This is a genomic window from Lactobacillus sp. YT155, assembly GCF_030504545.1.
GTDB lineage: Bacteria > Bacillota > Bacilli > Lactobacillales > Lactobacillaceae > BQUT01.
This window is the reverse complement of record NZ_JAUKWP010000002.1, coordinates 20,020-41,649: the sequence shown is the minus strand read 5'-3', so window position 1 is coordinate 41,649 and position 21,630 is coordinate 20,020. Positions and strand designations below refer to the sequence as shown.

Below are 21,630 nucleotides of genomic sequence, written 5' to 3'. Positions count from 1 at the left end.
TTATTTGGAGGAATTTATCTTGAAAGAATTAATTAATTTTTTATGGACAGCACCTTGGTGGCAAGCATTGCTTGCTAGTGCAGGGATTTTGGCGATTACATGTGGAATAATTGGATCCGCTTTTGGCTTTCATCGTCGCCATTATTAAGCAGAAATTGATTGATTTTCGGCGCCAGGAGTGTTATTGTTACTGAAGTGATCAATTTTGAAACGTAGTTTGGGTTTTGTAACAAGATTCAACCGTACTTATCAACATTAATTGCGAAAAAATACATACATTGATATGTAATGGAGGATTCTTAGATGCAAAACGGAACAGTTAAATGGTTTAATGCCGATAAAGGTTTTGGTTTCATTACTGGAGAAGATGGAAAAGATGTATTTGCACATTTTTCAGCTATCCAATCTGATGGATACAAATCATTAGAAGACGGCGAAGCCGTAACATTTGACGTTGAAGATAGCGATCGTGGACCACAAGCAGTAAACATCGTTAAAGTAAACGGATAATTATTTTAAATCAATTAGTGATTTAAATTCTGAAAGTTTTGAGTGAATGCTCAAAGCTTTTTTTGTATACTGAAATAAAAAAGAGGTGGAATTATGATAGCTCATAAGAGGGTAGCAATCCATACAATCTAAAACAATGAATTGTATGGAGGAAATTAAAATGACAAATAATAATTATGATAATGAAGATTTTTTTGAAAAATATTCAGAAATGAGTCGAAGCAGATTAGGACTATCAGGAGCCGGTGAGTGGCCCACTCTTGAAAAAATTATGCCTGATCTAAAGGGAAAAGATTTTCTAGATTTAGGATGTGGATATGGATGGCATTGTTTTTATGCTGCTGAACATGGCGCTAACAAAATTGTTGGCGTCGACTTATCAAAGAAAATGTTAGAAGTGGCAAATAAGAAAAATACATCAAAAAAAATTGAGTTTATCAATGCTGATATATCCAACATTGAATTTCCCGAAAATAGTTTTGATATAGTTTTTAGTTCATTAACATTTCATTATCTTGAATCTTATGAAGAAATGATTTTGAATATTAAAAAGTACCTTAAACCTGAAGGACAATTAATATTTTCGGTTGAACATCCAATTTTCACTGCACAAGGAACACAAGATTGGAACTATGATGAACGTGGTGAAATCAAAGATTTTCCAGTAGATAATTACTTCTATGAGGGAAAGAGAGATGCGATTTTCTTAGGTGAACATGTGACCAAATATCACCGTACGCTGACAACATATCTAGAAGACTTGTTGAAAAATGACTTCAAAGTTGAACATATTATTGAACCAATGCCACCACAAAGCATGATGGATGAACCAGGAATGAAAGATGAAATGCGCAGACCAATGATGTTAATCATTTCTGCGAAAAATTCAAAATAAAAAGCAGCGAGCTTATGCTCACTGCTTTTTTAATCTTCTTCTTCCATTAATAACCAAAGAATTAGATATACTGGAATGCCTGCAAACCAAGAAGTTGGAGTAAGGATAACGTAAATTATTCTTAGTAGGTTGGAATTCCAGCCAAAATGTTTGGCAAGTCCACCAAGAACGCCCGCAAATACGCGGTCATTTCTTGAGCGTTTAATAGGTAAGTGCATTTTAGTGCCTCCTGAATTGATTACTATAAGTAATTATATCATTTATCAAGTTATGAGTAGAATAATCGAGATTTATTAGGACAAGTCTTGTTTCATCTTTTGATATATCTGAATCTTATTTTCTAAAAATGTTAAATGCCTGTCAATTTTATCTTGCTCATCATGTAATAAATCTAACTGACTAGTCAATAACTTCATACGTTGATCAATAGTTGAATCACCTTGATATCTTAACCTTGCGTATTCTTTCATGTTTTTGATAGACATGCCAGTTTCTTTTAAACGCAGAATAAACTTGACCCATTCGATATCTGATTCCTCGTAATAACGACGATTGTTATCTAGTCGATGAGAAAACACAAGTTGTTCTTTTTCATAATATCTTAAAGTATCAATTGATAATCCGGTAATTTTTGAAAATTCGCCAATAGAATATTGTGCCATATTACTCCCCAATCTTATAGATGTATTCTAGTAGTTTATTTCTACTATGTCGAATTGAAAAAATACTTGACCTGGAGTTAACTCCATTATTTAAAGTGAAGATATTAAAAGGATTAGGAGAACAAAAAATGAAAGAAATGAATGAGAGATATGTTAAAGGTATTGCGAATCTTCAAGAAATTGACGGTTCTGCCGGAAAAGATGTTATCGAATCACTGTCAGGTATTACAGCAGACATTGGGAAGTACATTATCGAATTTGCATTTGGTGATGTTTATGACCGTGGAACACTTGATTTGAAACAACGTGAAATGATTACGATTACCAGTTTGTTAACTCAAGGTGATACTGAACCGCAATTAGTTGTTCACATTAATGGGGCTTTAAACGTAGGATTGACCGAGGAAGAAATTATTGAAACATTTATTCAATGTATTCCTTATGTCGGATTTCCAAGAGTATTAAATGCAGTGAGTGTTGCAAAGAAAGTATTTGAAAAGAGAAACGCTGAATTATATTAGAAAAAAACCACATGCATAATCGTATGTGGTTTTTATTATTATCCAATGATTTTAGAAAGACGCTTATTCTCTTAAAAAAGTATTTGTGGTACAAGTTTTGGGAAAATCTTTCCATCAATATATAAATATTGTATTATTAAATTAATAAACGAAATCTTTTTTGATTGGAGAAAGTCCTCTTTCTGCTCTAGGGAATTTTAGTCCCAACGCTGTAAGGAAAACCCAAAGAATTTCAGTCTAATCTCAAAAATTTTGTATCAGAGATACCATCGACGAATAGAGGAAGAAATTTTTAAACGAGGTAAGTTAAATGGCAAATGTGGATATATATGATGCAGCCATGAAAGGTGATTTAAAAGATCTAAAAAAATTTTATAAAAAAACATTTTTAAAAAAAGATATAAATTCATTTCAATCAAGTGGAGTAAATTTACTGTGTTACTCTATGTACGATATTAGTGATGAAAATAAAATTGAAAAAATTAGACTAATTGAATATCTGATTGAAGAAGGCATTGATGTCAACTTTCAAACAAGGAAAAGTAGAAGAAATGCTTTGCATTTCTTTTACTTCAATGAATTTCAACCACCTGTAGATTTTGAAAATTGGATAACTGAATTGCTAATAAAAAAGGGAATTGATGTTAATTGTGAAGATGAGTACGAAGCAATTCCAATGAAGTACGCAATTACAAACAATAATTTATCAATGGAAGATAATGAATTGATGTATAAGATGTTGTTAGATGCTGGTTCCGACTATACACACAAAGATAAGTTTGGAAAGTCATGCATAGATTATGCGAAGGAATATAGCTGGAGAAGTGGAGTCTTGGAATTAATTAAAGAAGCCAATGATAAATAACGGTGAATTTGAATGAGAAAGGAAGGATTCACGAGTATGCAGTACCGTGAGATAAAATTATGTTAAGAACACCAATTGTAACGCCACTTGGCAAAGTTGAATTGAAGTTAAATGGACAATCTCTTGATTACTCCAGTGATGAATTAAAAATTGCTGATATATACAAAGAACAAATGAAATCAAGAATGATAGGCATTAAATATCTTAAGGATATTAAAAAAACAGACAAAATTGTTTTAACTCTTGATCAAAGCGTAGGAAATTTTGAGTTTGACGGTGATGAAGGGTACTACGGATCCATAAGTGTTAAAAATGGTGTTAAATTAGGCTTATCATTATTGTTTGATTGGGACAGTTATGACGATGACTTTGGAATTGATTATTTTGATGATGGAATAATAATTAATCCATTTAGAGATTTTTCAGCTCAAATTACTTTTTTTGCTGTTTGGGGCGATGAGAACATCAGTGATATTGATATATCTGAATCAATGTATGTTTAATTTTTCTAGGAAAAAATGGAAAAATATAGACTATTTTGAAAAAGTTATTTTAATTTTAAAGGAGAGAATATATGGATTCTAAAGAAATTAAAAGAGAAATACTTAAAATTAATAACTACTTAAAAGAATGTTTATGGATGGATTTTGAAATTGTCAGAATGGATGGAAATCATATTTTGGTTTCTGGAAGAATTGATAGATCATATAATGATTTTGCAATTGATATTGATTTTGGTATGCCTTATTTTGTTTCAAGCTTAATGTATTGGGAGTTAAATGATACTAAACCTTTTATTAGTTTAGTAAAGGGCAAGAATGAAGAATATTTTATTGACAAATACAGAGTTGAAGAAGGTAATTATATTTTTCAAATAAATGCTGAAGATTTTGAAAATCCACCAATATTGATTATCAGCAATGAAATTCATTGTAAAATATTAGATTCCAAACCTTTTGGTGACAGTTAAATTTTTAAAAGACAAATTCGGGAGTAGGAGAAAAATGAATGAAGAACTTGTGAAAATTTATAGTAGTTTTGATATTGAAAATATGGCTTCTTTTCTCGATAAGTTAGTTTTATTCGTTAAAAAAAACCATTCCATTTTTCTAAAGTATACTTTGCCAGATTTCTTAGAAGGAATGGAGAAAATTAAGTCTAATGAAATGGTTTTTGGACATACTGATGAGAATTTGGAAGGTATTATCAATCATAAAAAAGAATTATTTGAACAAGGAATGAATAAGAGAGATTTGTGCGAAAGCGTGCTAACAAATGCTTGGGATGTATGTATCTACAAAACAGAAAAAGTTTGCCCAGCTTGTGGCGATGAAAATTTAAGCGTAACAGTTACTAGTAATCAGAATCAAACAGTTCTTTTTTGTGAGGAATGCCTGTTTACAGAAATAGATGGATTTAGTGTAGAGGTAAAAGAAGATCTTATTCCTGCAAATAAAAAACAGGTTGAGAATTATTTGCAACAAATATAAAAAGGAATAACTATGACAAGATTAATACTCCCAGTAATATATTTTGCATTTCGTGTAACTATCCTAATTAGAGACAGTAAAAAGGTGAAGATAATGTATTACAAAGTTAAAAAACGAGAAGTGGATAATATATTTGAGACTTTTTTGGATTTAGAAAATGTGAAAACAAAAACATTGGAGAAGGATGTTTTTGACGACTCAGTTACAGATGAAAAAACGGGTTTTTCTTTTATGGAAGTTAATGAAGTCTATGATTGTAAAATACTTTTGTCGCTTTATACACTGAATGAAAATGGTGAAAAATATACGTTATTACATAGTATTAAGATAGCGAATCAAGAGTTATATGAAATTGAAAATACTAGTGGAGATCAGTATTATATTAGGCCAAACGATGATGACGGTAAGACTGTAGTTTTTAAGGAAGGCAACGCGGTTACCATATCTAAAGATAGTTATAGAAAAGATTTAATACAAGTTGATGGAGTTCTACATCCAGACTTTTAGCTAATGAACAAAAAAAGTAAACTATGACAAGATTAATACTCCCAGTAATATATTTTGCATTTCGTGTAACTATACCGTTTTACGCTACGAAAGGTTTAGTAAGAATAATATGATATACACGGCAGGAATGATACTAAAAATAAAAATTATGTCGATAGGTTCTTCTGAGAAAGGACTGTCTAATGATGAGTTAAATAGAGCTGAAAGTGTGTATAATGTAAAATTCCCCCGTGAACTAAGAAGAGTTCTCAAAGTTTTGCCAAGAGATTCAGGCATTTTTTATGATTGGGGAGACTTTTCTGAAGAAAATGTAGATAATTTAAAGAAAATCATTTTTGAAAATAAAAATTATTTCTTAGAAAATTTTTCAGAAATATATTGGCCTGATAGTTATGTAGCTATGGACTTGGGCAAGAATAAAGAAGAATTCAAAAAAAGGCTTGCAGCTGCTCCAGACCTAATTCCACTGTTTGGATCTAGATGCATGGCCTCGGGAATTGATAATGGCCCAGTTTTTTCCCTTGTAGGAACGGATATAATTTATTATGGGGAGAATCTTAACAGTGGTATTAGAAACGAATTTTCATCAATAGAGTGGCTAAGAAGAGCAAATGATATTTACTATGAACAAGTGAAGGTGAAAGTTCCTTTTTGGAGCGACATGACGGAGATATAAAAAAAGAAAGATAAATGGAGATATTTTATCATTTGGTAAAGCTTAAAAAATTAGAGGTGAAATTATGTTAGTACACTATTTAACAATAATTCCTGATAAGGAATTAGATAAAAATAAAATGAAATTAATTTTAGATAATCCTACTTCATATAAAAAGACAAAAAATATTCTTCTATAGAAGATGACTTGATTTTGTATATCCATGACACTTTGGTGTGGATTCAGTCAACTGGACCTCAGCTAGAAAAAATCGATGGTCTACCATATCATAATGAATCTATTATCGATGCTGACAATGTAGTTGAGCTAAAAGAAATTTTTATTGGTTGGAAGAATTTATTTCAAAAAGCGCCTCTTAAGATTAAAGTACTGGATTTTTATTATGAGGAAGATCATGTAAACCACTATAAATACTTGGATAGAGCAAGAATTATTTTAGAACTTGGAGAAGCAATAAAATTAATGGAGCAAGCAATTGAAAATAAAAATTGCGTTCTTTATGAGGGAGTTTGATTAGCAGTTTTAACGTTAGTGTTTTTAGCTACTTAAATTGTAATATATTGTATGGCAACAGATTCATTGAAAAGGAATTTATTCTTCAATTAAAAATTAACTCACTATAAACATCTATGTTCATTAATTCAAATAAGTAATATAAAAAAGAAAGTAGAGAAGGATATGTTTGAAGTTCATGATAATATTGTCAAAAGTTATTTTATAGATTTAGAAAAAATGGAGATACAGTTGAATCTAGCAAATGAAGACGAAGATTCAAAGCAACAAGTTTTTTTTAATAAGGTTTTTGCGTATTATTTTTATAACGAATTATCGGGCAGCATTCTGTACGATATTGAAAAAGAAAAGGATATAGATTTTTTCTTAGAAAGAAATAGAGAAATTCTTTCTAACCAACAAGGAACAGGTTGGCCAATGATTTATGAAAAAGAAGACGAGTTATTTGATTATATCAAGGAAAATAATTATGAATGTTACTTAATAGAGCCTTCCTACGGATTACGTGGCTGGGTAGTTTGCCAAGATGTAGTGGTCAGAAAGTGTATGTAATAAGTGACTTCAAGAAAAATTGAGATTATCTTGATAAAGGAACGATAAATAAAAAAGACAACCTAATGGTTGTCTTTTTATTGTCACTATAATAATTGGGTATACTGGGTTCGAACCAGTGATCACGGATTCAGAGTCCGTAGCCTTACCGCTTGGCCAATACCCATTAATGCAATAATTATATTATAGAATTGTATAAAAAGTTGTCAAACAAATATTTCGGAAGAATAAGTAAATTCTAAAAAATTAGTGTTCATTTTTTCACATTTTTTATACCGTTTTCATATGAATTGTGCAATAATAGCAACAACGATTAGTAACGAACTATAATAATGAGGTGAAATCATGGAGTACAATAAGTCCGAACTGAGTGCATGTACTAGTATTTTGATTGGTAAAAAAGCTACTATCGATGGTTCAACAATCATCGGTAGAAATGAAGATTCAATGCCTTCTTGGCCTAAACATTTCGTAGTCCACGAACGACGAAGTTCTTCATCAGCTGACAAGTTTGTGTCAAAAGCCAATAAGTTCCAGTTGGAATTACCTAAAGTTCGTTTCAAGTATACAGCCACGCCAGAATGGACCACCAAAGAAGGTCTATTCGAAGAAGATGGTTTCAATGAATATGGAGTGGCAATGAGTGCCACTGAGAGTGCTTATTCTAACGAATTAGTTTTGGGAGTCGATCCACTAGTTGAAGATGGTATTGGCGAGGAAGCAATGGTAACGGTCGTTCTCCCTTATGTTAAAACTGCTCGTGAAGGGGTTTTACGTCTTGGTAAAATCATCGAAGAATATGGAACTTGTGAAACTAACGGAATTTTGTTCTCAGATCAAGATGAAGTTTGGTATCTGGAGAGTGGTTCAGGACATCATTGGGTAGCTCAACGAATTCCTGATGACAGCTATGCAGTTGTCGCTAATCAGTTAGCTATTCAAGAAATTGATTTCAAAGACAAGAATAATTTCATGTTTTCTGATGATATTGAAGCATTTGTTAAAGATAACAACTTGAATCCTAATCCAGGAACTTTTAACTTCCGTAAAATCTTCGGAACACAAACACTTTCTGATGAGCATTACAGTACACCACGTGTTTGGTGGGGACAGCAACAATTCTCAGGTCCTAGTGATGAATCACCAATGAGTGAAGAACTTAGTTTTATCAAAAAAGCTAACCGCTTATTGAGTATTGAAGATGCGAAGATGTATCTCAGCTCACATTATGAAAAAACTGAGTATGATCCATTAAACAAATCAGAAAATAACAACATTTTCCGGCCAATTAGTTTGGCTAAGACTCAAGAGTCACACTTGTTACAGATTAGACCAGACATGCCAGCAGATATTGCTTGTGTGCAATGGTTAGCCATGGGTGTGGCTGCACAGAGCGTTTATGTGCCATTTTATTTAGGAATTAATGAAACGCCAAGAGAGTATCGAATTGGTAAATTACCTTATGATGAAAAATCAGCTTATTGGACCTATAAATTAGCCAGTGTTTTGGTTGATGGTCATTACCAAGAGTTTGGTAAGAAGCTTCAAGATACTAGAAAAAATCTTACTATCACTTTGGCAAAACGTCTTCGCGATTCAGACAAAAGGGCGCTTGAATTATCAGGTGATGAATTGACAAAATATCTTACTGAACAAAGTAATGAATCAGCTAAGATTGCGTTAACAGAATACAAAAAAATGATTGCAGATATAATTACGCAATCGACAGACTTTTCAAAATTGAATTTTAAAACTGACTTAAACTTATAGGGGGATTTTCTAATGTCAGACGACACTACATATACACCGAAGAAGACCATTCAATTAACAACCTTAATTATGATGATCTTCTCGACTATCTTTGGATTTGGTAATACACCTGTTGCGTTCATGCAAATGGGTTACGCAAGTATCATTTGGTACATTTTTGCTGCTATCTTCTTCTTTCTACCTAGTGGTTTCATGATGGCTGAATATGGTTCAGCCTTTAATGAAGCAAAAGGTGGAATTTATTCTTGGATTGACGGTGCTGTCGGTCCTAAAACTGCTTTTATTGGAACCTTTATGTGGCTAGCTTCATGGGAAACCTGGTTGGTTGCCACGGCTTCAAAAATCTGGATTCCATTGTCAGTCTTCATCAGTGGATCTGATAAGACCCAAACTTGGTCATTTGCTGGATTAAGTTCCAATCAAATTATCGGTATCTTAGCTGTTCTATGGATTGTATTAGTAACATTCTTTGCCAGCAAAGGTATTGATTGGATTTCAAAAGTTTCATCATTTGGTGGAACAATGATGATTATCATCAACGTCGCATTCTTTATTTTAAGTATTTTCATTTTAGTTGCTTCTGGATTTAAGACTGCTGAACCAGTACATGGTGTACAAACTTTCGTTCACAGTGCTAACCCTGATTTCACCGCACCAATTGCAATGATTAGTTTCATTGTTTATGCGATCTTTGCTTATGCTGGTATGGAATCAATGGGTGGAATTACGGATAGTATGAAGAATCCTAAACGTGACTTCCCACGTGGTGTTTTGATTTCTACTTTGGTTATTGCCGTGCTTTATGCTCTATCAATCTTCTTATGGGGTGTTAGTGCTAACTGGCAAGACTTGTTCAGTAGTGGAAAAGTAAACTTAGGTAATGTTACTTATGCAATGATGAACAACTTAGGTATTACTTTTGGTCATCAAATTGGCTTAAGCACTGCCGCCTCAGCTACGATGGGTGAATGGTTCGCTCGATTAGCTGGATTAGACATGTTCATTGTTTATACTGGTTCATTCTTCGTCTTAATCTACTCACCAATTAAGTCATTTATCTTGGGAACTCCTAAAGATTTCTGGCCTAAGAATGTTACAAAAGTTAATAAAGCGGGAATGCCTTCGAATGCTATGTGGTATCAAGCCATTTTCGTTATCGTTATTATCTTTGCAGTTGCCTTTGGTGGATCTACTGCAAAAGCCTTCTATAATATTCTTACCTTGATGGGAAATGTTTCAACTGCTTTACCATACTTGTTCTTAATTGGAGCATACCCATTCTTCAATATGAATAAGAATATTGATAAACCATATGTCTTCTTTAAAAATAAGACGACGATGTGGATTGTTTCATCAATCTCGTTTGTAGTGTTAACACTAAGTATTCTCTTTACTTGTGTACAACCAATTCTTGATCATCAATGGAATGATGCTATCTGGACAATTGCTGGTCCAATCATCTTTACTATCATTGCTATAATCTTGTACAAACGTTATGAAATTAAACATAATAAACCATTAAGCTAATAAAAAAAGCTCTTACCAAAAGGTAAGGGCTTTTTTAGTTGATTGGATGTTTAGCAGTTATTGCTAAAGCTTGTTGAGCTAGTTCATCAAGTTTTGCTTGGTCATCATGATACTTAATTACATCTAAGATGATTTGAGCTACTTCTTGACAGTCACTTTCATTGAATCCACGGCTAGTAACAGCAGGAGTACCAATTCTTAATCCTGAAGTTAGTTTTGGAGGCAATGGATCGTTTGGGATTGTTTCTTTATTGGTAGTGATGTGGATACTATCTAAGAGATTTTGTAATTCATTACCATTCAAGTCAGTTTTAGTTAATTCAAGATTCAAGAGATGATTATCTGTTCCACCGGTTAAAACTGTAACTGAATCTGAGTTTTCAAAAACATCTGACATTGCTTGTGCATTCTTGATAACTTGTTTTGAATATTCGGTGAAACTAGGTTGTAAATCTTCACCAAACGCTACGGCTTTAGCAGCAATAACATGTTCCAAAGGTCCACCTTGAGTTCCAGGGAAGACTGCAGAATTAAGTTTTTTACCATATTCAGCTTTGGCCAAAATCATTCCGCCACGAGGTCCACGAAGTGTCTTGTGAGTTGTGGTAGTAACAACATCAGCGATGCCAACTGGTGAGGGATGTAATCCCGTAGCAACTAATCCAGCAATGTGAGCCATATCAATCATCAACTTGGCACCAACTGAATCAGCAATTTCTCTAAACTTATCAAAGTCAATAATACGGCTGTAGGCTGAAGCACCAGCAACGATTAATTTCGGCTGAACCTCGGTAGCAATCTTTTGGACTTCTTCATAATCAATCCAACCTTCATCATTGACACCGTATGAATAGAAATCATAGGTCTTACCTGAGAAGTTAACTTTTGAACCATGGGTTAAATGTCCACCAGCGTCAAGTGCCATTCCTAAGACTTTATCGCCAGGTTCAACTAGAACTTTATAAGCGGCTTCGTTAGCTTGTGAACCTGAGTGGGGTTGAACATTTGCATACTCCGCGTTAAATAACTTCTTAGCGCGTTCAATTGCTAATGACTCAACTTCATCAATAAATTCACAACCACCGTAATAACGAGCTCCAGGATATCCTTCAGCATATTTGTTAGTTAAAATTGATCCTTGGGCAGCACGAACCTCATCAGAGACAATATTCTCCGACGCGATTAGTTCAATATTATTTTCTTGTCGTTTTGCTTCTTTATCAATTATGTCAAAAATTTCATCCATATAAGTCACCTCCATGTTTAAATTTTATTATAGCTTATCTTGCAAAAAATTATTCATGTAATTCAATTGGTAGATTATCCGGATCGTAGAAAAAGACCATCTTCTCACCAGTAAAGTCATCAGTTCTCAGTCCTTCTACCTTAATATCATGTTCTTTTAAATAATTAATATTTTCCTCGATATTGTTAGTTTTGAACGCCAAGTGACGAAGCCCAGCTGCTTCTGGATAGGATAAACGAGCAGGGGAGGTTGATTTAACAAATATTTCTAACTGAGTTGTTTCGTTGATTTTTAAATCTAATTTAGCATCATTTTGCTCCGCACGCTTGTGCTCGGCAATAATTTCAAACCCTAAAATATCAACATAGAAACGGCGGCTTGCTTCATAGTCTGTAGTAATTATTGCAATGTGATGAATCATATCAAGTTTCATAGCTACCTCCAAAAAAGAAATAATCCCATTGGGATTATTTCTTTTTGTCTTTCTCTTCTTGAGCTTTTTTGTCATCCTCAGCTTTTTTCTTATCTGCTTCGGATTGTTTTTTCTTGTCGTCTTCCGTTTTCTTATCTTGGTCAGACTTTTTGTTTTCTTTTTTGTTCTTGGTTGGTTTAACTTCCTTGAAACCAGCTTTCTTCAAAAGCTTAACAGTTTTTTTGAGACTGATTTTTTTGGTAGATTTAACATCACCAATCATTCCTGGTAAGCTTTGTAATTTTTTCTTATCAACCTTACGATAGTCTATTTGACTAGATTCAAGAATCAGTTGATTTTTGTCATCAATTTCAATCTTTTCTTTCAAACCATCGATTCCTTGATACTTGTCAGAAGCTTTTTGAATTTGATCTTTCAAGGATTTTTTTGTAGCATCATTGAAACGTTTTAAGTCAACGACGTTAGTTGAGTTTTGCTTATAAATTTCGTTGTCTTTGGCATGAAGTGTAATTTCAATTTTGATACCATTTTTTTCTTGGACAAAAGTTCTGTGAGTATAAACGGGAGCAGGTTTAGGTTCAGATTTTTTGTGAGTGAGGCTCACGCCTAGGCTAATTATGATAATAGCAACCAGAACAATAGGGACGATTATTTTAAGATTTTTTTTCATTAATTTTCCTCCTTAACGCACTGCTTCCCATTATACCATGGAAAAACAACAATAAAAAAGATTGACCTAATAGGTCAATCTTTAATAACTATTTCTTCTCTTCAAAACCAGCTTTTTTAAGTAATTTTTCTGATTTCTTCAAGCTAACTTTCTTACCACTTTCGAAATCACCAAGCATACCTGGGATTCCTTTAAGTTTTGATTTGTCTACTTTTTCGTAGTCGATAGTCAAAGTTTCTTTGGCTGTCTTTTTCTTATCATCGTATGTGATCTTCTCTTTCAAGCCTTTGATTCCTTGATACTTCTTCGAAGCTGCATCTAATTGAGTTTTGAAAGCATCAATTGTAGAGTCATCAAGTGATGAGTAGTCGATGGTGTTTTGTGCTGTTTGTTTGAATACATCGTCGCCGTGGGCATAGTATGTCAATTCAACTTTCACATTGTTTTGTTCGTTGGTATATGTTTTTTTAGTAACATTGTTACCACAACCAACAAGCACACCGACTACCAATAATAATGGCAGTACTAATTTCAAAAACTTCTTCATAAAGATATTCCTCCAAAATATAATTAATACTATTTAAGTATAGCAAGCGTTTCAAGAAATAGGAAGCTCTTTTTTATTTTGAATATAAATAAGTAATTATACTTGGGTAATATTTGAAAAGGGAAACTGTTAACTGTGTTACCTATATTTTTATTCTTATGGGTACGATTATATGCTAAGATATTATTTGTATTATTTATAAAGGAGAGTAAGCATGATTGAAGCTTATAAGAAATTTTGGAAAAACTATGTAGTTTTTGAAGGGAAATCTACAAGAAGTGACTATTGGTACACAGTTTTAATGAACGGACTGATAATACTTGGATTTTTCATACTGTTGATAGTATCTGGAGGTTTGACTGGTTTAATTGCCTATGCCGGTGGAGACTCTATGACTGGTGGTGCTGTTGGTTTCGGTATTCTAACTTTTATTATTTATTTCGCAATGATTATTTTTGGAATAGCAGTCTTTATTCCAAACCTTTCATTAACCATTAGAAGATTAAGAGATGCTGGACAACCTTGGGGATTTATCTTTTTCACATTTATCCCGTTCTTTGGTCCAATCGTACTTCTAGTTTTTATGTGCATGCCTTCAAAAGAAAATAGCTAAAATAAAAAAACACAAGATTAATATCTTGTGTTTTTTGTTTACTTTAAAATCACCCGTACGGGACTCGAACCCGTAATTCTACCTTGAGAGGGTAGCGTCTTAACCAGTTTGACCAACGGGCAAAATACAATAAATATAATACCGTTGTAAGTAGCTTAGGTCAACATTATTTCGAACTTTTCAAGAATGAATAAATTAGGGTTACAAATAAAATGAGACAATAAAAAATACAAGCTACTAAACAAAAAATTAAAAATGTCATACCAGTCATTCGATACATAACATCAATTAGAACAGCCAGAATGACGAATTTGAATAGCTTGATAACTAACTCAGAATTTTCATTATTCAAAAGATATTTCCACCAAAGCTAGACGACGGTCTGTGATGTTAGAAGTAGTTAGCCAAACATTCTTAAAATTTTGGTCTTCAGTTGATAAGTGACTAGTAAATAACTGGAGTTGATCACGTAGTTTACTTAAAGTCTCGTTATCAATTCTTTCAACATGCAGACGCATCTCAGGAAAGATTAATTGGAGTTTATCTGGAATTAGAGCATTGGCAAAAGCAATGGTTAATTGATTACTATAAACTTGTGGTTCAAAAACTAGTTTGTCTTGTTCTTGATTCAAAAAATCTATCAATTCAACTTGTTGATTCATAAGCTAACCTCCGAATTAATTATATCAAATATTGATGTAGTTTCTAAATAAACAATGTTATGATAATTGTATTATCAAAATCATAAGCGGAGGTCCGGTATGGAGGAAAGAACTTTAGTTTTGATTAAGCCTGATGGTGTCAGATCTGGACACATTGGTGAAATCATTTCTCGTTTTGAAAATAAGAATTTTACGATTGAGCAACTCAAGGTCACTAATGTTACTGATGAAAAATTAAAGCAACATTATTTTGATAAAGTAAATGAACCTTATTTTCCTACGATGTCCAACTACATGAAAGAAGGACCAATCGTTGCCATGGTGATTAAAGGAACCAGTGTAATTTCTTGCGTTCGAAAGATTTCTGGTTCAACTTCACCAGCTGAGGCTGCACCCGGAACAATTCGCGGGGACTTTGGTCGTCTTTGGGAAGATGGAACTGTCAGAAATGTGATGCATAGTTCTGACAGCGTAGAATCAGCTGAAAGAGAAATAAAAATCTGGTTTGAATAAATAAAAAGACCTCACATTAGTGAGGTCTTTTTCAATAGAACCAAGCTAGGACATTATTCAAAATGTGAACCAAGATATTAGCTCTAATATTTCTGGTTTTTAGATAGACAAATCCAAGTATGAAGCCAAGTAATATTTTAGAAATGAGATAAATTGGATCAGCGGCAGTGTGTAATAGTCCAAATATAATACTAGAAACAACTAATCCCCAATATGGACTATCCTTGAAGAAAAGATTCATAAATAATCCTCTAAAGAATAATTCTTCCATGACTGGAGCAACAATAACTGAATAAAGTAGCATCAAGTAAGGCAATCCCTGCATCATTTCTGTTAAAGCATCAACGTTAGCGTTGCCAGTTGCTTTCATAAAGGGTAGGGTTGCTAGATTAATGACAATTATTAGAACTGTTCCGGCAATGATCATTAATAACGCATTTAAATTAAGTGGCGTTTGATAGTTATGATTAATTTTCTTATAATAAAGTCCCATACCTACAGGAGCAATAATCATTGATAATCCAGCAATTATTAGGTAGATGGTTTGTTGAGACTGAGGCAGTTTGCCACTCATCATTAGAGCTCGCATTGCAGTTATTGGCAGCTGAAATAGAAGAAAGAAACCAATATAAATTAAGATATTTCGTAAAGTTTTCAAGAGTAGCTCCTTAATTTTAATAAACTGATTTTACCACAGAAAGAAGTGAGTTTAAGTGGATAACTTTTTACAAACCAAAGCATTAATTCAAAACCTTTATAACAAAAAAATAGTTCCTAATGCTTCTTTCGCGTTGATTAAAGATGGACAAGTGCAAACTAATTATCTGGGTAACACTACCTGGCAATCGCATCAGCCAGTGAATAAGAATAATCTCTATGATATTGCTTCTTTGACCAAAGTTGTTGCAACTACTATGTTGGTTTTGAAATTAGTCAAAGAAAAAAAGCTTAGTTTGGATGATACAGTCCACCAGTGGTTGCCAGAGTTCAGCGATAATCGAGTGACTTTAAGACATTTATTGACCCACACTTCAGGTATTGAAGGATATATTGAAAATCGGAATCAACTTAATCCTGATCAATTGAAGTCAGCATTGATTCATTTACCTGTCACCGATAATTTCGATAAAGTCGTTAAGTATACTGATACTGGGTTGATATATTTAGGCTTTATTTTTGAAAAAAATTATCAAAAACCAGCTCAACAAGTTTTGATGGAAGAAACAATTTTGCCATTGAAGTTAAATCATACAACTTTTAATCCTGATAAATCATTATGTATTCCTACCGAAAATGATTTGCAGGGAATCGTTCACGATCCTAAGGCTCAAATTCTGGGAATCCATTGTGCTTCAGCAGGATTATTTAGTAACTTGAATGATTTAGTGAAATTTTCTCAGTATATTTTAACCAGCAATGATGAATTGCTTAATAACTTATTTCAACCGTGGACTGATGTGGTGCCACAACGGTCAATCGGCTGGGATTTACGCCATGATCCCATAGATAATCACTGCCTGATTTATCATACAGGGTTCACTGGAACTTTTATGTTACTTGATAAACAGAATCAATCAGGTATGATTGTTTTGACTAATCGAGTAAATCCACGTAAGGATAACGAACTGTTTTTAGTTCATCGTGACTATATCGTGGATAGCTTTTTAAGAGAGAATAATGGATGAAGAATAAGCAAAAATATGGTTTTGGGGCGATTATTTTAGCAATTGTAATAAGTATAGGTTTGATGACCACATATTTATTGAATCAAGATGACAGTCATTACTATCATCCACTACCACAACAAGAAATTAAGACTAAGAAAAAAGTAAGTAAGAAAAAGACACAAACTACTCCCAAGTTGCTAGTAGTGAATAAGAAACACCCGCTACCCAAAAACTATAATCCTTACAATGGTGAAAAGATGAGTAGTAATGAAGGTGGTAGGGGCTTAGCTCCAGAAGTTCAAGTTGCCAAAGATAAATTGATTAAGGCAATGCAAAAAGAGAACTTGCCAATTTCTAATCAAGTTTCGGGTTATCGTGATTATGATTATCAAAAGAAATTATATGATGAATACGTTGCTGAGGCAGGTAAACAAGCCGCTGACACCTTTTCTGCACGTCCGGGTTATTCGGAACATCAAAGTGGATTGGCTTTTGATTTAATCGGCAAAGATGGTGAATTACCAACCAACGATAAGTTATATAAGTGGTTGGAAAATAACGCCTATAAATATGGTTTCATTATTCGTTTTCCTCGTGAAAAAACCAGCATTACTGGGTACATGGGAGAGGAATGGCATTTACGTTATGTCGGTGTGAAAGATGCCACGCAAATGTTTAATAAAAAAATCAAAACTCTAGAGGAATATACTCGTGTTTCGGGTGGAGATTATAATGCTGATGTCAAAAAAGATGTCAGTGCCTTAGATGAATATAAAAAATAAAACCACTTTCATGGCGAAAGTGGTTTTTTATTTGATGTATTTTTGTTCTTGCAGACTCTTTCTTAATTGCAACATAGCGGTGTAGGTTGCTAGTACATAGACAGTTTTAGTTTGAATATTTTGGACTTCATCTATGAAATCATTGATGGTTTCTTTTTCAATCAAACGATTTTCTTCGACACCAGAAACGGTGAAACGGAAACTAATATCTTTGCGACGTTCACCGGCAGTGATAACTTGCGGAATTTTTGCATAAGGAAGACTTTCAAATTCAGCATCCCAGATCCAACTAGTATCAATACCGTCAGCATAGTTGGCATTTAATAGAAACGCCAAACTGTAATCTTGAGTATCAGTAGTAATCGTGTCGAAGACTTGATTAAGTCCAACGGGATTTTTCACCAAGATAATATTCAAATCATGTTTACCAACACGGACCACTTCTTGGCGACCAAAGACTTGTTCATCGTAGTTGAAGGCATCATTGATTTGTTCTTGAGTAATTCCCATTTCGCGTCCAAGTGCGTACGCTGCTAGGGCATTATAGATGTTATATAAGCCACCAATATTGATTGAATAATGGAAGTCATCAATATTAAAGACTGACTTATTAGGTTTCAAATTAATAACATCAGTTACTTGATACTTAAGTTCGGGACGTTTGAAACCACAGTTAGGACAGAAGTAACTTCCTAAGTTAGCATAAGAAATATAGTGATAGTGAAGAATCTTTTGACACTTAGGACATAAAACACCGTCGGTATTGACGGGAGCTTTGAAGTCTTCTTTTTCGTGACCTAAGTCAGAAAAACCGTAGTAGACAAATTTGTTTGGCAAATCAATTGAGTTAAAAATTGCGGCGTCACCGTTAGCGATAATTGTTGCCTCTGGAGCTAGCTTAATTCCATCAATAATTTTTTGATAGGTAGTATAAATTTCTCCATAGCGATCCATTTGATCACGGAAGATATTTGTTAATAGGAAATATTTTGGTTTAATGTATTTACAGATAGTAGCGACATTAGCTTCATCGACTTCCAGCAATGCCAAAGGTTTTTGATCTTTTTTTCCTTTATGAGTGATAAAAGAAGTTACAATTCCTTGAATCATATTTGATCCAGTTGGATTAGTTAGAATATTATCGTATTCTTGACTGAGTATTTTATTGGATAAAGCAGTGGTCAAAGTTTTACCATTGGTTCCAGTAACGATAACTAGTTCATAGTTTTTACCTAAATCGCTTAGAATATCGTGGTCAATACTATAGGCGATTTTTCCTGGATAAGAACTACCACCGCCAATTTTGGTTAGGATAAAATGAGAACTTTTACCCACAAATTTTGCTAACTCAGTTTTTATTGTCATGTTTAACTCCTAATAAAGATCTTACAAAAGATATTAGCACAGAAAAAAATTCAATTAAATAAAGTTTTATTATATTTAATCTTTCATTTTTAGGTATAATGAATAAAGAGTTTTGAAGGAGATTAAATTATGGCGCAATTATTTTTTAAATATGGGGCAATGAACAGTGGTAAATCCATTGAAATTTTAAAAGTTGCACACAATTATGAAGAACAAGGTAAGAAAGTTATCTTAATGACAAGTGTCATTGATAATCGTGATGAAGTGGGATATATTTCTAGCCGTATTGGATTAAAAAGACAAGCAGAAATAGTAGACAAAAACACTGATATTTATGAATCAGTGAAGAACAGAACTGAAGGACCAATTGCTTGTATCTTAGTCGATGAAGCTCAATTCTTAAGTAAGGAACAAATTCTGCAATTAACTAAGATTGTTGATGAATTAAATGTTCCCGTGATGGCCTTTGGTTTGAAGAATGACTTCCAAAACGAACTTTTTGAAGGTACAAAATATTTGCTATTACTTGCAGACAAATTAGAAGAAATGAAAACTATTTGTTGGTTCTGCACCAAAAAAGCCAGTATGAATATGCGAATGGTTGATGGGAAACCGGTGTATAATGGTGAACAAATCGCAATTGGTGGTAACGATATGTATTATCCCGTATGTCGTAAACACTACTTCAATCCACCAGAAAAAATATAATAAGGAGTGCTGAGATTGGACAAAATTTTTGATCAGCTAGAAGGTATTCTTGATCGCTACAGTGAACTACAAGAGCTAATGAGTGATCCTGAAGTAATTAATGACACTAAGCGCTACATGGAGCTTTCAAAAGAAGAAGCTGACATGCGTGAAATTGTCGCAAAATATAAAGAATACAAAAAACTAAAACAAGATATTGCTGATAATGAAGAACTTCTTCGCGATACCAATGATGATGAAATGTCAGAAATGGTGAAAGAAGAACTTACTAGTGATAAGAAGAACCTTGAAGAGGTCGAAGAACGTATCAAAATTTTGATGCTTCCTCAAGATCCTAATGATGATAAGAATATCATCATGGAAATTCGTGGTGCTGCTGGTGGTGATGAATCCAGTTTATTTGCGGGTGACTTGTTAAATATGTATGAACGCTACGCAGAAAAACAAGGCTGGACCACCGAAATTATCGATGAAACTGCTACCGAAGTTGGTGGATATAAAGAAGTTTCCATTATGATTACTGGGAATAATGTCTATTCCAAATTGAAGTACGAAAATGGTGCTCATCGTGTGCAACGAATCCCACAAACCGAATCTCAAGGACGTGTTCATACTTCAACAGCAACCGTGGCAGTTATGCCTGAATATGACGAAGTAGAATTGGATATTGATCCAAAAGATATTCGTGTCGACGTTTATCGTTCAAGTGGTGCTGGCGGACAACATATTAATAAGACCTCATCAGCTGTTCGTATGACTCATTTGCCAACAGGAATTGTGGTTGCAATGCAGGACCAAAGATCTCAACAACAAAACCGTGAAAAAGCGATGCAGATTTTACGTTCGCGTATTTACGACTATTATGAATCACAAAATCAAAGTGAGTATGATGAGAATCGTAAATCAGCTGTCGGTACTGGAGATCGTTCAGAAAGAATTAGAACTTATAACTATCCTCAAAACCGTGTAACTGATCATCGAATTGGGTTGTCACTTAATAAGTTAGACCGAATTATGACTGGTGAAATTGGTGAGATTATTGATGCCTTAATTTTATGGGATCAAACAAATAAACTGGAGCAAATTCAAAATGGAGAAGCACAGTTATTCTAATGCCCTTAGTAGGGCTTTTTTAATACTAGAAGACCATAATGTGGATTCCGAAGTAGCTAATTACTTGATGTGTGAACTGCTTAATTGGAGTCCATCGAAGTTATCAATTCATAAAAATGACTTAATGGATGATTCTTCCTACAACCAATTTATGAAAATGATTGAGCAGGCGAAAGAAAATATTCCTCCACAATATATTTTAGGAAAAGCTTGGTTTTATGGACGTGAATTCAAAGTAACTACAAAAACCTTAATTCCTCGTCAAGAAACCGAAGAACTAGTTAATAAAGTTATTTCCGATTTGGAAGACGCCAAGGACTTATCAATTCTAGATATTGGTACTGGGTCAGGAAACATTGCGGTCACTCTAGCTCTAGAAACTAATCAAGAAGTCACGGCAATTGATATTGACGCCGATACTTTAGAAATCGCTAAAGAAAATGCTACTAATTTAGATGCTAAGGTAGAGTTCCTTAAAAGTGACTTATTTGATAACGTAGATCAGAAGTTTGATGTAATTGTTTCTAATCCTCCTTATATATCAGAAGAAGAGATTAAAGACATGGACAAAAGTGTGCTTGAATACGAGCCACTGAAGGCACTTTTTGCTGACGACAATGGCTTAGCGGTATATAAAAAGATATTTACTCAAATTAGTGATTACTTGAATCCGTCAGGAGTTGCTTATTTCGAATATGGATTCCAACAAAAAGAAGTACTGAGCGAGTACATAAGTAAACATTTGCCAGAATTTGCAGTAGAATTCTATCGAGATATGTCAGGTAATTGGCGTTATTTAAAAATGTATAGAAAGAATGATTAA

The 21,630-nt window shown here is 33.5% G+C and carries 30 protein-coding genes and 2 tRNA genes; 21 read left to right on the top strand and 11 right to left on the bottom strand.

Features of this window, described 5'->3' with window-relative positions:
• Positions 1 to 19: 19 nt before the first annotated feature.
• The 3 genes from Q2T76_RS03055 (at position 20) to Q2T76_RS03045 (ending at position 1,405) form a co-directional block, all read left to right on the top strand.
• Entirely contained in the window at positions 20 to 148 is a 129-nt protein-coding gene (locus Q2T76_RS03055) for a hypothetical protein (protein WP_302084029.1), read from the top strand.
• Between the two features lie 155 nt (positions 149 to 303).
• On the top strand, positions 304 to 510 hold the full coding sequence (locus Q2T76_RS03050; RefSeq protein WP_302084027.1) for a cold-shock protein: 207 nt from the start codon (positions 304 to 306) through the stop codon (positions 508 to 510).
• A gap of 160 nt (positions 511 to 670) precedes the next feature.
• On the top strand, positions 671 to 1,405 hold the full coding sequence (locus Q2T76_RS03045; protein ID WP_302084025.1) for a bifunctional 2-polyprenyl-6-hydroxyphenol methylase/3-demethylubiquinol 3-O-methyltransferase UbiG: 735 nt from the start codon (positions 671 to 673) through the stop codon (positions 1,403 to 1,405).
• Positions 1,406 to 1,434: 29 nt separating this feature from the next.
• Here Q2T76_RS03045 and Q2T76_RS03040 read toward each other — a convergent pair whose 3' ends face one another.
• The gene (locus Q2T76_RS03040) at positions 1,435 to 1,623 is read right to left on the bottom strand and encodes a PspC domain-containing protein (protein WP_302084023.1); all 189 of its coding nucleotides are present in this window, start codon (positions 1,621 to 1,623) and stop codon (positions 1,435 to 1,437) included.
• Between the two features lie 75 nt (positions 1,624 to 1,698).
• Positions 1,699 to 2,067 (bottom strand): MerR family transcriptional regulator, encoded by a 369-nt coding sequence (locus Q2T76_RS03035; protein WP_302084021.1) that lies wholly within the window; start codon positions 2,065 to 2,067, stop codon positions 1,699 to 1,701.
• Positions 2,068 to 2,204: 137 nt separating this feature from the next.
• On the opposite strand from Q2T76_RS03035, the gene Q2T76_RS03030 reads away from it, so the two are divergent.
• The 9 genes from Q2T76_RS03030 (at position 2,205) to Q2T76_RS02990 (ending at position 7,191) form a co-directional block, all read left to right on the top strand.
• Positions 2,205 to 2,588: a carboxymuconolactone decarboxylase family protein gene (locus Q2T76_RS03030; RefSeq protein ID WP_302084254.1), complete on the top strand. Its 384-nt coding sequence runs from the start codon at positions 2,205 to 2,207 to the stop codon at positions 2,586 to 2,588.
• A 310-nt stretch (positions 2,589 to 2,898) separates the two neighbouring features.
• Positions 2,899 to 3,453, top strand: a complete 555-nt coding sequence (locus Q2T76_RS03025; RefSeq protein WP_302084019.1) for an ankyrin repeat domain-containing protein — start codon at positions 2,899 to 2,901, stop codon at positions 3,451 to 3,453.
• A 59-nt stretch (positions 3,454 to 3,512) separates the two neighbouring features.
• Complete coding sequence (locus Q2T76_RS03020; protein ID WP_302084017.1) at positions 3,513 to 3,956, top strand: hypothetical protein; 444 nt, start codon at positions 3,513 to 3,515, stop codon at positions 3,954 to 3,956.
• A gap of 71 nt (positions 3,957 to 4,027) precedes the next feature.
• Positions 4,028 to 4,423, top strand: coding sequence for a hypothetical protein (locus Q2T76_RS03015; protein WP_302084015.1), 396 nt, complete (start codon positions 4,028 to 4,030; stop codon positions 4,421 to 4,423).
• A gap of 34 nt (positions 4,424 to 4,457) precedes the next feature.
• Entirely contained in the window at positions 4,458 to 4,943 is a 486-nt protein-coding gene (locus Q2T76_RS03010; protein ID WP_302084013.1) for a hypothetical protein, read from the top strand.
• A 93-nt stretch (positions 4,944 to 5,036) separates the two neighbouring features.
• Positions 5,037 to 5,450, top strand: coding sequence for a hypothetical protein (locus Q2T76_RS03005; RefSeq protein ID WP_302084012.1), 414 nt, complete (start codon positions 5,037 to 5,039; stop codon positions 5,448 to 5,450).
• 109 nt (positions 5,451 to 5,559) lie between these two features.
• Positions 5,560 to 6,126 (top strand): hypothetical protein, encoded by a 567-nt coding sequence (locus tag Q2T76_RS03000; protein WP_302084010.1) that lies wholly within the window; start codon positions 5,560 to 5,562, stop codon positions 6,124 to 6,126.
• 186 nt (positions 6,127 to 6,312) lie between these two features.
• Positions 6,313 to 6,639 carry a hypothetical protein gene (locus tag Q2T76_RS02995; RefSeq protein ID WP_302084008.1) on the top strand — a complete coding sequence of 109 codons (327 nt, stop codon included), beginning with the start codon at positions 6,313 to 6,315 and terminating at the stop codon, positions 6,637 to 6,639.
• Between the two features lie 165 nt (positions 6,640 to 6,804).
• On the top strand, positions 6,805 to 7,191 hold the full coding sequence (locus Q2T76_RS02990; protein ID WP_302084006.1) for a hypothetical protein: 387 nt from the start codon (positions 6,805 to 6,807) through the stop codon (positions 7,189 to 7,191).
• Between the two features lie 95 nt (positions 7,192 to 7,286).
• On the opposite strand, the gene Q2T76_RS02985 is transcribed toward Q2T76_RS02990, so the two are convergent.
• Positions 7,287 to 7,357: transfer RNA gene (locus tag Q2T76_RS02985), tRNA-Gln, on the bottom strand.
• Positions 7,358 to 7,536: 179 nt separating this feature from the next.
• Between Q2T76_RS02985 and Q2T76_RS02980 the strand changes: the two genes are divergently transcribed.
• Entirely contained in the window at positions 7,537 to 8,961 is a 1,425-nt protein-coding gene (locus tag Q2T76_RS02980) for a C69 family dipeptidase (protein WP_302084004.1), read from the top strand.
• A gap of 12 nt (positions 8,962 to 8,973) precedes the next feature.
• On the top strand, positions 8,974 to 10,488 hold the full coding sequence (yjeM, locus tag Q2T76_RS02975; protein WP_302084003.1) for a glutamate/gamma-aminobutyrate family transporter YjeM: 1,515 nt from the start codon (positions 8,974 to 8,976) through the stop codon (positions 10,486 to 10,488).
• Positions 10,489 to 10,522: 34 nt separating this feature from the next.
• Here the strand turns inward: yjeM and glyA are convergent, their stop codons facing one another.
• The 4 genes from glyA to Q2T76_RS02955 all read right to left on the bottom strand — a co-directional run bounded on the left by glyA (position 10,523) and on the right by Q2T76_RS02955 (position 13,384).
• Positions 10,523 to 11,734 (bottom strand): serine hydroxymethyltransferase, encoded by a 1,212-nt coding sequence (glyA, locus tag Q2T76_RS02970; protein WP_302084000.1) that lies wholly within the window; start codon positions 11,732 to 11,734, stop codon positions 10,523 to 10,525.
• A gap of 49 nt (positions 11,735 to 11,783) precedes the next feature.
• The gene (locus tag Q2T76_RS02965; RefSeq protein WP_302083998.1) at positions 11,784 to 12,167 is read right to left on the bottom strand and encodes a VOC family protein; all 384 of its coding nucleotides are present in this window, start codon (positions 12,165 to 12,167) and stop codon (positions 11,784 to 11,786) included.
• 34 nt (positions 12,168 to 12,201) lie between these two features.
• A complete protein-coding gene (locus Q2T76_RS02960) occupies positions 12,202 to 12,837 on the bottom strand; it encodes a DUF1307 domain-containing protein (protein ID WP_302083996.1) in 636 nt (211 codons plus the stop codon).
• A gap of 88 nt (positions 12,838 to 12,925) precedes the next feature.
• Positions 12,926 to 13,384, bottom strand: a complete 459-nt coding sequence (locus Q2T76_RS02955) for a DUF1307 domain-containing protein (protein ID WP_302083995.1) — start codon at positions 13,382 to 13,384, stop codon at positions 12,926 to 12,928.
• Between the two features lie 214 nt (positions 13,385 to 13,598).
• Here Q2T76_RS02955 and Q2T76_RS02950 point away from each other — a divergent pair, with 214 nt between their 5' ends.
• On the top strand, positions 13,599 to 13,997 hold the full coding sequence (locus Q2T76_RS02950) for a DUF805 domain-containing protein (protein WP_302083993.1): 399 nt from the start codon (positions 13,599 to 13,601) through the stop codon (positions 13,995 to 13,997).
• 49 nt (positions 13,998 to 14,046) lie between these two features.
• On the opposite strand, the gene Q2T76_RS02945 is transcribed toward Q2T76_RS02950, so the two are convergent.
• Both Q2T76_RS02945 and Q2T76_RS02940 read right to left on the bottom strand, forming a co-directional pair.
• Positions 14,047 to 14,119 (bottom strand) — tRNA-Glu (locus Q2T76_RS02945).
• A gap of 222 nt (positions 14,120 to 14,341) precedes the next feature.
• Complete coding sequence (locus Q2T76_RS02940; RefSeq protein WP_302083991.1) at positions 14,342 to 14,659, bottom strand: hypothetical protein; 318 nt, start codon at positions 14,657 to 14,659, stop codon at positions 14,342 to 14,344.
• Positions 14,660 to 14,758: 99 nt separating this feature from the next.
• On the opposite strand from Q2T76_RS02940, the gene ndk reads away from it, so the two are divergent.
• Entirely contained in the window at positions 14,759 to 15,172 is a 414-nt protein-coding gene (ndk, locus tag Q2T76_RS02935; protein ID WP_302083989.1) for a nucleoside-diphosphate kinase, read from the top strand.
• Between the two features lie 31 nt (positions 15,173 to 15,203).
• On the opposite strand, the gene Q2T76_RS02930 is transcribed toward ndk, so the two are convergent.
• Positions 15,204 to 15,830, bottom strand: a complete 627-nt coding sequence (locus Q2T76_RS02930) for a CPBP family intramembrane glutamic endopeptidase (RefSeq protein WP_302083987.1) — start codon at positions 15,828 to 15,830, stop codon at positions 15,204 to 15,206.
• Positions 15,831 to 15,885: 55 nt separating this feature from the next.
• Here Q2T76_RS02930 and Q2T76_RS02925 point away from each other — a divergent pair, with 55 nt between their 5' ends.
• Positions 15,886 to 16,857 carry a serine hydrolase gene (locus tag Q2T76_RS02925; RefSeq protein ID WP_302083985.1) on the top strand — a complete coding sequence of 324 codons (972 nt, stop codon included), beginning with the start codon at positions 15,886 to 15,888 and terminating at the stop codon, positions 16,855 to 16,857.
• A complete protein-coding gene (locus Q2T76_RS02920; RefSeq protein ID WP_302083983.1) occupies positions 16,854 to 17,621 on the top strand; it encodes a M15 family metallopeptidase in 768 nt (255 codons plus the stop codon). Before Q2T76_RS02925 ends, Q2T76_RS02920 begins: the two co-directional genes overlap by 4 nt.
• 27 nt (positions 17,622 to 17,648) lie before the next feature.
• Here the strand turns inward: Q2T76_RS02920 and Q2T76_RS02915 are convergent, their stop codons facing one another.
• On the bottom strand, positions 17,649 to 18,986 hold the full coding sequence (locus tag Q2T76_RS02915; RefSeq protein WP_302083981.1) for a Mur ligase family protein: 1,338 nt from the start codon (positions 18,984 to 18,986) through the stop codon (positions 17,649 to 17,651).
• Positions 18,987 to 19,115: 129 nt separating this feature from the next.
• On the opposite strand from Q2T76_RS02915, the gene Q2T76_RS02910 reads away from it, so the two are divergent.
• From Q2T76_RS02910 to prmC, 3 genes are read left to right on the top strand one after another with little or no spacing between them, the layout of a single operon-like run.
• Positions 19,116 to 19,694 (top strand): thymidine kinase, encoded by a 579-nt coding sequence (locus tag Q2T76_RS02910; RefSeq protein WP_302083979.1) that lies wholly within the window; start codon positions 19,116 to 19,118, stop codon positions 19,692 to 19,694.
• Between the two features lie 15 nt (positions 19,695 to 19,709).
• The gene (prfA, locus tag Q2T76_RS02905; protein ID WP_302083978.1) at positions 19,710 to 20,807 is read left to right on the top strand and encodes a peptide chain release factor 1; all 1,098 of its coding nucleotides are present in this window, start codon (positions 19,710 to 19,712) and stop codon (positions 20,805 to 20,807) included.
• The gene (prmC, locus tag Q2T76_RS02900; RefSeq protein WP_302083976.1) at positions 20,785 to 21,630 is read left to right on the top strand and encodes a peptide chain release factor N(5)-glutamine methyltransferase; all 846 of its coding nucleotides are present in this window, start codon (positions 20,785 to 20,787) and stop codon (positions 21,628 to 21,630) included. The genes prfA and prmC overlap by 23 nt, the downstream gene beginning before the upstream one ends.